This window comes from Nitrococcus sp. (assembly GCF_059432795.1).
In genome coordinates this window covers 1-12,419 of record NZ_JBXWZQ010000163.1, presented here as the reverse complement: position 1 = coordinate 12,419, position 12,419 = coordinate 1, and the positions used below count along the sequence as shown (strand labels likewise).

Here is a 12,419-nt window from a genome sequence, read left to right as displayed (position 1 = left end):
CATGCACCGTCAATCGGGCATTTTTGTGAGTGTTCATTCGGGGCCCTCGGAGGTTGGGTTTGGTTTGCACCTCCATTCTTCCGGGTAAGCCCCGAGTGAACAACCTACTGAGAAGTCACAGCTAGGGGGCTTTCCCACCGACGATTGGAAGTGCCGTGGCGCGATGGCGCGGGTGCGGTTCCGTGCTAGGCTCGCGGCATTGAGGATGTGACGGGCGCGACGGGTTGGCTGGTTTCATGCTCGCCGATGACTCGAAGGGTGAGACTCAACGTCTGTTCCTGGCGTTATGGCCCGATGCGGCGGTTCGCGGCGCCGTTGCGGGGCTGGCACGGCAGTGGGTGCCTGATGGACGCCTGATACCGCCCAAGAACCTGCATGTGACGTTGGCGTTTTTAGGCGACGTGGCGGGCGAGGCGATGCTGCGGGTGCGGAGTCTCGGTGCGAATCTGGAGGTGGCGGCGTTTTCCCTCGACTTGGACCGCATCGGTTGTTGGCCACGGCAACGCATCTCCTGGATCGCGCCCAGCCATGCGCCGGCGATGCTGGGACGCCTTAACCAGGAACTCATACAGAAACTGCGCGAGGCGGGCTTTTCGGTTCCCGGCCGGCGTTTTGCCCCACACATGACCATTGCGCGACGCTCGGCGCCGCATGCTTTTCACAACGTCTCACCGGTCGTCTGGTCAATCGAGCGGATCAGCTTGATCCGCTCACGTCTGGAACTGGCCGGGGCTCATTACCAGATTTTGTGTGAATGGCCGCTACAGCCTCGAAACACAAGGGGTTGGCCGCCTAGCGGGGGTGGGACGTCCCCTGGGAATATGAAATAATTAATCATTTGCCATTGTCTCAGGACGACGACGGCATCCAGCGACCGCAGGGGATGGGAATGGACGAGAACCGCAAGAAAGCGCTGAGCATCGCACTCGGGCAAATCGAGAAGCAATTCGGCAAGGGCACCGTGATGCGCATGGGTGACGTGCGCGCGGTGCGTGACGTTCCCGTCATCTCCACCGGCTCCCTCAGTCTGGACATTGCTTTGGGTATCGGCGGCCTGCCGAGAGGCCGGGTTGTGGAGGTCTACGGTCCCGAATCGTCGGGCAAGACGACGTTGACGCTGCAGGCAGTCGCCGAAGCTCAAAGAGCCGGGGGCACGGCGGCGTTCGTCGACGCCGAGCATGCGCTGGATCCCGACTACGCCCAGAAGCTCGGGGTTGATGTCGACGAGCTGCTCCTCTCTCAGCCCGATACGGGTGAGCAGGCATTGGAGGTCACCGATATGCTGGTGCGCTCCGGTGCCGTGGACATCATCGTCGTTGACTCGGTTGCCGCCCTGACACCGAAGGCCGAGATCGAAGGCGAGATGGGCGATTCCCATGTCGGCCTGCAAGCGCGGCTGATGTCGCAGGCGCTACGCAAGCTTACCGCGAACATCAAGCGTTCCCACAGCCTCGTTATTTTCATCAACCAGATTCGAATGAAGATCGGCGTGATGTTCGGCAATCCGGAGACCACGACAGGCGGCAATGCGCTCAAGTTCTATTCTTCGGTGCGCCTCGATATCCGCCGGATCGGCGCGATCAAGAAGGGCGATGAGGTCATCGGCAACGAGACCCGGGTGAAGGTGGTGAAGAACAAAATGGCTCCGCCGTTCAAGCAGGCGGAGTTCGAAATTCTCTACGGCGAGGGAATATCGCGCCCGGGCGAGCTCATCGAGCTCGGCGTCAAACAGGGCCTCATAGAGAAGGCCGGTGCTTGGTACAGCTACGGCGGGGAGCGGATCGGGCAGGGCAAAGACAACGCCCGCAACTTCCTCAAGGCACATCCGGAGATATTCGCTGAGATCGAGAGCAAACTGCGAGAGCAGCTGCTCGGCAAGCCGGCCTCCGCCACTCAGGACGCCAGTGCGGAAAGTGCGCGGGAATCCCCGATCGAGGCCTGAACATGGGCGATGAGCAGATGCGGCTCGCCGCGCGGGCGTGTGCGCTGCGCGTGCTGAGCCGACGCGAGCATTCGGCCTGCGAGCTCGCGCACAAGCTGCGAGGGCGCGGCTATGCGTCCGGCTTGGTGGAGGAATTGGTCGCGCAGCTCGCCCGGGAAGGCTGGCTGAGCGATGCGCGTTATGCCGCGGCGCTCGTCGAGGACCGGCGTAGTCGTGGCTACGGGCCGTTGCGGATACGTGCCGAGCTGCGGCACCGCGGTGTCGACGAGGCACTCGCCGATTCCCATCTACAATGGAGTGAGGCCGAGTGGTCGCAATTGGCGCAGCGAACGTGCGCCAAGCGCTTCGGAGACGCTTCGGCCGCCTCCCGCAAAGAGCGGGAACGCCGTTTCCGGTGGCTCTTGAACCGGGGCTTCACCCGCGAGCAGATCCGTAAGTTATTTCAAGACAACGGGGCGCGGACGATGGTTCGCGCACCAGTAGAGTAAAGCAGCACGACATAGGCATGGCAAATACAAGCGCGCAAATCCGGCAGGCGTTTCTCGATTATTTTCGTGCAAACGGCCATGAGATCGTGCCTAGCAGCCCCCTGGTGCCGGCGAACGATCCGACGCTGCTGTTCACCAATGCCGGAATGGTGCAGTTCAAGGAGGTGTTTCTCGGACGCGAGCGGCGCGTGCAGAGCCGCGCGGCCAGCGCGCAGCGCTGCGTGCGCGCCGGAGGCAAGCACAACGATCTGGAGAACGTGGGCTATACGGCTCGTCATCACACTTTCTTCGAGATGTTGGGCAACTTCAGCTTTGGCGACTACTTCAAGCGCGAGGCCATTCAGTATGCCTGGAGTTTCCTCACCGAGGTCTTGAAGCTACCCCCGCAGCGCTTATGGGTGACGGTATTCGAGCAGGATGACGAGGCGGCCAATATCTGGCTCGAAGAGATCGGGGTGTCGCCCGGGCAGTTTTCGCGCATCGGGGCGCACGACAATTTCTGGGCCATGGGGGATACCGGGCCGTGCGGACCTTGCTCGGAGATCTTCTACGACCATGGCGCGGAGATTGCCGGCGGTCCGCCCGGCTCGGAGCAGGCGGACGGCGATCGCTTTGTCGAGATCTGGAACCTCGTGTTCATGCAGTACGATCGCGACGAGCACGGAGAGCTCTCGGCGCTGCCCAAGCCCTGCGTCGACACCGGCATGGGGCTCGAGCGCATCGCCGCCGTCGTTCAGGGCGTGCACAACAATTACGAGATCGATCTGTTTCGGCATCTCGTTCAGGCGGCGGCGCGGGTTGCCGGTACCGGCGATTCGAGCAACAGCTCGCTGCGCGTGATCGCGGACCATATTCGTGCTTGCGCTTTTCTGATCGTCGACGGGGTTTTCCCCGCGAACGAGGGACGCGGCTATGTTTTACGCCGAATCATTCGCCGCGCCGTTCGCCACGGCTACAAGCTGGGCATCGAGGAGCCGTTCTTTTACCGCCTGGTGCCGGCGCTGGTGGAGGAGATGGGTGCGGCTTATCCGGTGCTCGCGGAGGGGCGAGCGCAGGCCGAGCGCGTACTCAAGCAGGAAGAGGAGCGATTCCGCGAGACCCTGGAGCAGGGCTTGAAGCTGCTCGAGGCGGATTTGCGACACTTGAAAGGCAAGACCATACCCGGCGACACCGTCTTCAAGCTCTACGACACATACGGCTTCCCGGTGGATTTGACGGGCGACATCGCGCGCGAGCGCGGCCTCGAGCTCGATGTGACCGGTTTCGAGCAGGCCATGACGGTGCAGCGTGAGCGCGCCCGGTCGGCAAACGCCTTCAAGGCTGAATACGCGGCGGCGGCTGACTTCGAGGGCCAGACCGAATTCACTGGCTACGATCATTTGCGCGATCAGGGTACAGTCACCGCGCTCTATGCCCAGGGCACGCGGCAGCTTCGGTTGGAATCGGGTCAGGAGGGCATGGTGCTGCTGGATCGAACGCCTTTCTATGCCGAATCCGGCGGGCAGGTGGGTGACCGGGGGTGGTTGGTGGCGCCCGGCGTGGAGTTCGAGGTCCGGGATACAATCAAATACGGCGCCGCCTTCGGGCACGTTGGTGTGTTGCACCGTGGCTGCCTCAATGAGGGCTGCAAGGTGGGCGCGCGTGTCGACATCGCATTGCGCCAGGCCACCGTGCTCAACCATTCCGCCACCCATTTGTTGCACGCCGCGTTGCGCAAGCTGCTCGGCGATCACGCCAAGCAGAAAGGCTCATTGGTCGCTGCGGATCGTCTGCGTTTCGATTTCACGCATTTCGAGCCCCTGGGACGCGAGCAGATCGAGGAAGTCGAGCGGCTGGTCAACGAGTGGATCCGCGCAAATGACGCGGCAGACGTGCGCTACATGAGCTACGACGAGGCGATGGATTTCGGCGCGGTGGCACTATTCGGCGAGAAGTATGCCGATACGGTGCGCGTGATGCGGTTTGGCGACTTCTCAACGGAGCTATGCGGCGGGACCCACGTACGCCGCACCGGCGATATTGGTTTCTTCAAGATCGTCTCTGAAACCGGCGTTTCGGCCGGAATTCGCCGCATTGAAGCGATCACCGGCGAGGCTGCTGTGGCGTGGGCGGCGTCGGTGTCCCGGCAGCTCGCTCGAGCGGGTGAATTGCTGCGCTGCAGCAGCGACAATATTGAGCTGCGTCTCGAGCAGCAGATCGAGCGTGGCCGCCAGCTGGAAAGGGAGTCGGCGCGCCTGCAGCAGAAGCTCGCCAGCCAGGCCGGCAGCGACCTCGTGGAACAGGCCGTCATGATCGACGGAGTCAATGTCTTGGCGACTAGGGTTGAAGGCGGGGACAACCGTTCGCTGCGCGATACGTTGGATCAGCTCAAGCAGAAGCTCGGCAGTGCCGTGGTCGTCCTGGCGAGCGTGGACGGCGACAAGGTGCGCCTGGTCGGAGGGGTGACGAGGGACTACACCGACCGTGTCAAGGCCGGGGATCTCATCAATGCAGTGGCTTCCCAAGTTGGCGGACGCGGCGGTGGGAGGGCCGACTTCGCGCAGGCCGGGGGGAGCGATCCCTCCCACCTCGAGCAGGCACTCGAATCGGTTGCGGCATGGGTGCACGAGCGTTTGGCTAGAGCCGAGCCTTAGCCTGCCCGGCTCGGGCGCAGCAAGGAGAGAATGAACAAGGCATGGCGCTTATCGTTCAAAAATACGGTGGCAGCTCGGTAGCGACCATTGCGCGCATCGAGCATGTTGCCCGCAAGGCGGCCGCCACGCGCAACGCGGGTAACGACGTCGTGATCGTTCTCTCGGCGATGAAGGGGGAGACGGACCGGTTGCTCACGCTTGCCTACGAGGTCTCGCATTCACAATCTCCGACGCCGCGCGAACTCGATATGCTGCTCTCGACCGGCGAGCAGGTGACGATCGCCTTGATGACGATGGCGCTCGAGCGCCTGGGAGTGGCCGCTCGCTGCTATACCGGCGCTCAGGTACGTATTCTGACCGATAGTGCTCACAGCAAGGCGCGCATCCTGGGTATCGACGAGGAGCATATTGTCGAGGATTTGCAGCTGGGGCGCATTGTTGTCGTGGCCGGCTTCCAGGGTGTTGACGAGACGGGCGCGATCACTACGCTCGGTCGCGGCGGCTCCGATACCACGGCTGTGGCGCTTGCCGCTGCGCTGGGCGCGGGCGAGTGTCAGATCTTTACCGACGTGGACGGGGTCTATACAACAGATCCGCGCGTGGTGCCCAACGCCCGGCGCTTGGACCAGATCACCTTCGAGGAGATGCTGGAAATGGCCAGCCTCGGCTCCAAGGTGCTGCAGATCCGCGCCGTTGAGTTTGCCGGAAAATACCGGGTACCGCTGCGCGTGCTTTCCTCGTTCGAGGAAGGCCCCGGCACGCTCATTACTTATGAGGTGGAGGGTATGGAAGAACCGCTGATCTCCGGTATTGCGTTTAATCGGGACGAGGCGAAGCTTACCATCCTCGGCGTGCCGGACCGCCCGGGAATTGCCGCTCAAATCCTCGGCCCGGTCTCCGCTGCTAATATCAACGTCGACATGATTGTTCAGAACATCAGCAAGGAGGGTTTGACGGACTTTACGTTTACCATTCATCGCAACGAATACGAAAAAGCCCTTGAGCTCATCCAAAAGCACGCCCGGGAGCTCGGCGCTCGCGAGGTGTTCGGGGATACGAATATCGTCAAGCTCTCGCTGGTAGGCGTCGGGATGCGTTCGCATGCCGCGGTCGCCAGTCGGATGTTCACTGCGCTGGCGGATGAGGGGATCAATATCCAGATGATCTCCACCTCCGAAATAAAGATCTCCGTCGTCGTCGACGACAAGTATCTGGAGCTCGGTACCCGTGCGCTACATAGAGCTTTTGATCTCGATGACAAGGAAGGGCGCGCGGTGAAAGTGGAAGGCGCGGAGATGGGTTGACGGTCCTAGCGATGGTGAGGGGCTCACGATTCATTTCCTTTTGTAGAAAGACTAACTGTTTTTCACTTGGCTTGTTTAGGTTCGAAGGTTGGGGTGTGGTTGACGTCCGATCGACCCGCACAGCTTGGTTTCACGTCGATCTCCGAGCCGGTAGCGTCGATGATCCGCCCTCCGGGACATGGTCGGGAGCTCCGGCCATCGTGCGAGTAGAGAGCATGTCGAAGGAAACGCTGTCGGCGATGTGAGGACGCAGGAAGCGCCATGGCGTTGCGGGCAGGAGCCGGGCGGATTAGAAAACAAGGAGAGGAGTTGAAAAATGCTCATTCTCACTCGACGAGTTGGTGAGACTTTGATGATCGGCGACGATGTGACCGTGACCGTATTGGGCGTGAAAGGCAATCAGGTTCGTATCGGTGTGAACGCGCCCAAGAATGTGTCGGTTCATCGTGAGGAAATCTATGACCGGATACAGCGCGAGCAGCGGGAGAAGCCCGAATCCGGCGACGGGAACGAAGAGGTGGAGTAAGACGGCTCCACGGCATGTGGGTTTACGCGTATGCTGCTTTTCTCGTATCCTGCAACGACGCCGTGGAGCGTGGATTCAATAGGTTCCCCAAGGGGGGTGGACTTAATGAATGATTGGCGATCCTCCATGAGGTTATCGCCAGTGAGTACCAGCAAAATGGGTGACTCGGATGCGAGCTTGGCGCTGGTGATCGGGGGCATCTCCGCGGAGGCGGCCCGGCAACTCATAAGACAGATACAGCCAAACACAGCGGTTGGAGGCGCCGCGAGGCGGCGACCACCAGCGGACAACGGTGGGAAGTCTACAGCAACGCGCTTCCCCCACGGAGTGAGTTTCCGTAAACCGCATGGCGTTGCCAGAATTTGAGTACGAATACCGGAGAGATGGCCGAGTGGCTGAAGGCGCTCCCCTGCTAAGGGAGTATGGGCTAACGCCCATCGAGGGTTCGAATCCCTCTCTCTCCGCCATATAGATGTTAAAAACAAATACTTAAAGCGGAATTTCTGTTTAGGCCCACATGCAGGCCCACAACTAGAAAATGGTAGGGGGGCTGAGGACGGATGCTCCCTTAGCGTATGATGACCCGGTGCAGCCACGGAGTTCGTCATCATGCCGCGTAAGCAAACGATCGGATACAGCCCGGAGCTAGCGGAGCGCATTCTTGAGCGGCTGTCTCGGGGCGAATCCCTGCGCAAGATATGCCGCGATCCGGGAGTGCCGGATGAATCTTCCGTGAGACTGTGGGCGCTGCAGGACAAGCACGGCTTCAAGGCCAGATATGACGAAGCACGGAACCTAGCGCTTGATGCAATGGCCGATGAGGTGATCGCGATTGCCGATGGGGAGAACAGCACCGGGTGCCCTATCCGCGACCGACTCCGGTTTGATGCTCGCCGTTGGTATTTGAGCAAGCTCGCGCCGAAACGCTACGGCGACGTAATGCGCCATGAGGTATCCGGGGGTATAGACTTGCGCGCAGCGATCGAAGCCGGTCAGCGCCGCGTCGCCCAGTTCCGGATTCGTCCGAGGGTAACGCTTGAAGCAGACGAGACGGAATGACCCGCGTGCGCGCGTAGTGCGGGACGCCCATTACCCTAGAGCGCAACAATCGCCTGTTATCCGGTAGGGGCCCGCCGTACACCGCATCAGCGCTGTGTTGCGAGATGCAAGCCGACAGGTGGCCCAAACCATGAGCTACCATCACAGGCATTTCAAAGACTCGCGGTGATCTCCGTTCCCCATTGGCTGATTCAGCCCGAAATGCTGGAGAGACTGATCGACGATCCCGAGCGCGGCACGGTGGCTAGGTTATCACCGGGCTATATGGGGGGGGTATTACGGATGAATGTTACCGCATAACCTGCCTGCCAAGCGCTTCGAGCGTTAAATCCCTTTACGCCAAGCCCGCATAACAACTGTGGCTCCCGCCTAACAATGGACATATGCCCCTGCCATGCGGGTAAAACAGTGCGCGTGGCAAGAGTTGGCACTATGTATGCAGCCTCCCCCCACTGAGCGTTATTTAAACGCATAAGAATGTCACGCCGGATTATTAGCTCGACGTGGCTAAGTCGGGTTATTTCGTGAGGGGGAAAAAGTATGAATGGTTTGCTCAGGCCACTGGGGGTGGTGAAGCGTATCGCGCGCGCGTCTATGGGGCGTGGCCCCCGAGAGCTGATTCAGCTTGGAGCAATTAACCTAAAATATGCTGCACAATCGTTTAGTCCAGCGGAGCTTCGTGCTAAGCGAGAGGAGGCTAGGTTTGACCGACAGTTTGGTATAAAGACTCGCCGGGTTAGAGAGATGGGCGATTTGGATGTACCGATCGGACTCGCACGTCATGGAGTGCGCTATCAGCCTTCCGACGTTGATTGTGTGACTGAAATGATTGGGTCATTGGATATCGATTTCAGCCGTTTTGTTTTTGTAGATTACGGATCAGGTAAGGGGCGGGTTCTTTGTTTGGCCTCCAATTATCCTTTCCAGCGGATCCTTGGAGTTGAATTCTCGCTAGAGCTTCATCAGATAGCAAAAACTAACATCGCAAGTTACAATAATCCGGCACAGCGCTGTACTCAGGTCAGCTCGGTGTGCGGTAACGCATCTCACTTTGTCCCGCCGGAGTATCCACTAGTTTGCTATTTCTACAACCCTTTCTCGGAGACTATTTTGCAGCAGGTGGTAGCCAACTTAGAACGCTCCATAAAAGAGAATCCACGGCCTATATATATTTTGTACCTGGATCCTAAATATGCTCGTCTATTCGAGCATTCCAATTTCTGGGGAGCGCTCGTTGCCGAAGGTGACAGAGCTATTTATGTTAGAAGGAATAAAGAGTACCTGGAATCGGTCGGCACGCGCATGCGCCACGACGAAGTTAACGTAGCTTGATCGCCTGACGCGGAAGGGGTTATCGCGTTAACTAATGCAGGGGGCGGCCCAGTGCCGCCCCTTGTCGTTGTGCTGGCGGAACAGGTCGCGTAAGCTTCCCCGCTGGCGCGATAGGTAACGGTCCGGAGTTCCTGGGGGAGAGCTTTGCCCGCTGGGCTCAAAAAGCCGGCATGGCCATTCAGTACATCCAGCCTGGCAAGCCGAATTAAATCGCCTACATCGAGCGCTTCAACCGCACCTTCCGAGAAGAATTATTGGACCAGTATCTGTTCGCTTCTTTGGAGGACGTGCGCGAGGCAACCTATTGGTGGATGCTGGAGTACAACGAGGAGCGCCCACATGATTCCCTTGGCGACCGCACGCCCCTTGAGGCTCGACAACAAATCGCCGGGAACTCTACTTTTGAACTGTCGCCTTGACGGGGAAGCTTACGTCTCCACTCCAGCAGCGGGGCAAGTGGCGCCCCCTGTGAATACGGACGGATTTTACGGGGATTCCTTCAGTCGCTAATATGACAGCGTGCCCGCTTTCATGAGCAGTCGCCGCTTCCCGAGAGGCGGTTGCCATCACCTGGTCGAGTGTCCGGTGCCGCCTCGCCTCCACTATTGCGACGTCCGCCGCTTGATACGTGCGTCTGTTGGTTTCAGGGTCGAGGCCGAATTCCGCAATTGCATCGCTCATGCTTCCTCCAACTAATTTTGTTGGTTACAGGCAACACGGACTAATATGTGTAACTAAATAAGCACTAGTTAGTCTCCACGCTATATTTAGTTAGTAGCGTACTATTTTAGTTAATGGGTTTGTCTCGTAGCGTCTATTACCATCTCATCCTCCATGGTTTGCGACGTTTGCGACGTTTTGAGGCCAATATAAAAGACTTTTATATATTTTTTCCATGGGACTTTTTGAAAAAGTATTAAAAACGTCGCAAACGACGCAAACGCCCCAAGTGGAAGTAGAGCGCAACAACTATTCCCTGTTGTTATCCCAGCTATTACGTACCGCGACGCCCTTGAATCCTCGGCCCCTGAGTCCGTGACTGTCACGAATTGAGGAAAACCGATTAGCGAGCCTGCGACCCAGTACCTTGCGATTCGGGATTAGGCGCAGCTCACCGTTAGTAAGCGCCCAATTTTCCCAGCTGCGCCACAGCTGGTTCATCGACGCGACGCACTGCGGGCCGATCTCGCAACAATCGGCTAGCCAATCGGTTAATAGGTCCATGTCGTCGCGGTATTCGGCGCTGGCGGCTATTACCTCCGTCGGAGGTTGTAGCCCGTGGCGCTGGTAGGCCAACGCGCCGTTAACGCACCAGCGCAGTATTCCCGGCAACTCGGCCTTGAGCTTCTGGCCGCGAGCAGCGTCGGCTGTCACATCACTGTCTTTATCGAAACGCCGTCGAAACGGGATGAGCATGATGCGTCGCCAAATGCCGTGGTCATTGCCCCGGATAATAGGCTTATGGTTAGTGCATAAGATCGGCACAAAGCTGGGCACAAATTCAATCGAGGCGCGTGCATAGGGCGCGCGGGCCGTTACCGGATCTCCGCCGGTCACCCCTTTTACAAGGCCCTCGCGCAGCACCGAACCTTCGTCTGGCTCATTTATCCACACCAGGCGGGCGCCCCGCAGGCGCAATAAGTCTTCACGTGGACCACCACTGCCGCCGCCGGCTGCATCGAGGAAGGTACCGGCGTCCGCGCCCTTGAGGTGGGGTCCGAGGGTGTCAGCGATCGCGCCCAAGATTGTGCTCTTGCCATTCGCGCCGGATCCAAAGGGGATGACGAGGAGGTCCTCGCGGGGCTGGCTGAGCAACGCATAGCCCATAAGTCGCTGAAAGAACGCGATCGTCTCCACGTCGCCGTAAAAGGCTTCGCCAACGGTTTCCTCAAACAGTAGCGCGGGGGCGTCTGGGTCATATGGCGTACCCGTCGCGATGGTGATGCGCCGCTCACGATCCGGCACTAGCAGCTCGCCGGTGCGCAGATCGACCGCCCCGTTGCCGACGCCCAGGATATGCGGCTCCTTGTCCAGTGCCGCCGCGGGTACGCATACTTTCGGGTCGAAGCTAGCGAGTTTGACCATGCTCCCGACCATGCTCGCCTTCTGGCTCTGCGCCGCGAATTTGAGCAACGCTGAACGCGCCTCGTCCGGGGTGTCGTCGCGCAACTCGTCCGGCAGGGCGCGCACGGTCAGCTGAGCGAGCCATTCCACCAGCCCGGCCGGGGCTTCGAACCAGTTCGTATTGGACCACTGGAACCACGTGCCCAGCTCGGGCACGAACATCAAATTGGAACCAGACCGATCCAAGAGGCGGTCAGCGTTCCCAAACTCGGTGAACTTACGGGCGGGGCCGACCGCCCCCGGCTGGAAATCGGCCGCGGCCTCCGCCTTGCGCCGGATCTCGTTCGCCTCCTTAATCACCGTACGCATTGTCACCGGGCGGGCGGCGTTGGGTCTGAAGGTACTCCACTTGCGCTCTAGTTCGGCGGTGCCGGGGTACTTAGGTCGGGAGCGCGACCATTCATCCCAAACAAATAACCCAACAAGGTCGCCGGCAGTCTCGTGGTGAAGCGCCATCCCGACTCGCAGCCAGTCCTCATAACCCGCCCCGGCCACGTCCTGGAGCGGTCGCTGCATTTCGCCCAGTGACAGGTTGAGTGGCTCGGCGGCGTTGTGCGTCGTGACCGCGGTTGGCTGGGCGGGCGCGCCATCGCGGCGGCCCCCTGCGTCGGCATTGGGCGGGAACTCGGTAAGAATCCGCTCAGCGCTGTACGGTGCCGCGTCCGATAGCTCGATAATCCGGGAGAGGAACGGGCCTTTGGTGCTACCGTCGGCTTTTACCTTCCGATGAATGAACCCCGGCAGCCGCATCACGCGGGGCAGGTCGTGAACCGATTTATCACCATCAAACCGCGCAATGATCGCTTTTTGAACGCCCGCGAACTGATCGAGCGACAGACCATTCACGATCCAGTACGCATGCCCGCGGCCGGGGCTTGATTCCACTAATTGCCTCTCAACTTAACGCAGCTTGCGTTGTCGAAGCTGATAGACGGCTCGCTAATGGAGGCTTACGCCATGCAACAGCCCACCATGAGCTATTTCGACTGGACGCAGCAGTTCTCCACCCAA

Annotated in this window: 9 protein-coding genes, 1 tRNA gene and 1 pseudogene; 10 read left to right on the top strand and 1 reads right to left on the bottom strand. The window is 59.8% G+C overall.

Features of this window, described 5'->3' with window-relative positions:
- Positions 1 to 224: 224 nt before the first annotated feature.
- The 10 genes and pseudogenes from thpR to AC52Q4_RS11660 all read left to right on the top strand — a co-directional run.
- Entirely contained in the window at positions 225 to 830 is a 606-nt protein-coding gene (gene thpR / locus AC52Q4_RS11705) for an RNA 2',3'-cyclic phosphodiesterase (RefSeq protein ID WP_495536975.1), read from the top strand.
- A gap of 59 nt (positions 831 to 889) precedes the next feature.
- On the top strand, positions 890 to 1,942 hold the full coding sequence (gene recA, locus AC52Q4_RS11700; RefSeq protein ID WP_495536976.1) for a recombinase RecA: 1,053 nt from the start codon (positions 890 to 892) through the stop codon (positions 1,940 to 1,942).
- Between the two features lie 2 nt (positions 1,943 to 1,944).
- Positions 1,945 to 2,430, top strand: coding sequence for a regulatory protein RecX (locus AC52Q4_RS11695; RefSeq protein WP_495536974.1), 486 nt, complete (start codon positions 1,945 to 1,947; stop codon positions 2,428 to 2,430).
- Positions 2,431 to 2,447: 17 nt separating this feature from the next.
- Positions 2,448 to 5,063 (top strand): alanine--tRNA ligase, encoded by a 2,616-nt coding sequence (gene alaS, locus AC52Q4_RS11690; protein ID WP_495536973.1) that lies wholly within the window; start codon positions 2,448 to 2,450, stop codon positions 5,061 to 5,063.
- A 41-nt stretch (positions 5,064 to 5,104) separates the two neighbouring features.
- Positions 5,105 to 6,367, top strand: a complete 1,263-nt coding sequence (locus tag AC52Q4_RS11685) for an aspartate kinase (protein ID WP_495536972.1) — start codon at positions 5,105 to 5,107, stop codon at positions 6,365 to 6,367.
- A gap of 316 nt (positions 6,368 to 6,683) precedes the next feature.
- Positions 6,684 to 6,893 carry a carbon storage regulator CsrA gene (csrA, locus tag AC52Q4_RS11680; protein ID WP_495536971.1) on the top strand — a complete coding sequence of 70 codons (210 nt, stop codon included), beginning with the start codon at positions 6,684 to 6,686 and terminating at the stop codon, positions 6,891 to 6,893.
- A gap of 377 nt (positions 6,894 to 7,270) precedes the next feature.
- Positions 7,271 to 7,360 (top strand) — tRNA-Ser (locus AC52Q4_RS11675).
- A gap of 142 nt (positions 7,361 to 7,502) precedes the next feature.
- Complete coding sequence (locus tag AC52Q4_RS11670) at positions 7,503 to 7,952, top strand: terminase small subunit-like protein (RefSeq protein ID WP_495536970.1); 450 nt, start codon at positions 7,503 to 7,505, stop codon at positions 7,950 to 7,952.
- A 540-nt stretch (positions 7,953 to 8,492) separates the two neighbouring features.
- A complete protein-coding gene (locus tag AC52Q4_RS11665) occupies positions 8,493 to 9,284 on the top strand; it encodes an SAM-dependent methyltransferase (RefSeq protein WP_495536969.1) in 792 nt (263 codons plus the stop codon).
- Between the two features lie 116 nt (positions 9,285 to 9,400).
- Positions 9,401 to 9,703, top strand: a pseudogene (locus AC52Q4_RS11660) (transposase); the annotation flags it as partial.
- Positions 9,704 to 10,253: 550 nt separating this feature from the next.
- On the opposite strand, the gene AC52Q4_RS11655 reads toward AC52Q4_RS11660, so the two are convergent.
- Positions 10,254 to 12,293: a phage/plasmid primase, P4 family gene (locus AC52Q4_RS11655; RefSeq protein WP_495536968.1), complete on the bottom strand. Its 2,040-nt coding sequence runs from the start codon at positions 12,291 to 12,293 to the stop codon at positions 10,254 to 10,256.
- Positions 12,294 to 12,419 lie beyond the last annotated feature (126 nt).

Bases quoted from the DNA above. Each gene is read 5' to 3' on its own strand.
- recA (WP_495536976.1), top strand. From the start codon at position 890: ATGGACGAGAACCGCAAGAAAGCGCTGAGCATCGCACTCGGGCAAATC.
- AC52Q4_RS11695 (WP_495536974.1), top strand. From the start codon at position 1,945: ATGGGCGATGAGCAGATGCGGCTCGCCGCGCGGGCGTGTGCGCTGCGC.
- alaS (WP_495536973.1), top strand. From the start codon at position 2,448: ATGGCAAATACAAGCGCGCAAATCCGGCAGGCGTTTCTCGATTATTTT.
- AC52Q4_RS11685 (WP_495536972.1), top strand. From the start codon at position 5,105: ATGGCGCTTATCGTTCAAAAATACGGTGGCAGCTCGGTAGCGACCATT.
- csrA (WP_495536971.1), top strand. From the start codon at position 6,684: ATGCTCATTCTCACTCGACGAGTTGGTGAGACTTTGATGATCGGCGAC.
- AC52Q4_RS11670 (WP_495536970.1), top strand. From the start codon at position 7,503: ATGCCGCGTAAGCAAACGATCGGATACAGCCCGGAGCTAGCGGAGCGC.
- AC52Q4_RS11665 (WP_495536969.1), top strand. From the start codon at position 8,493: ATGAATGGTTTGCTCAGGCCACTGGGGGTGGTGAAGCGTATCGCGCGC.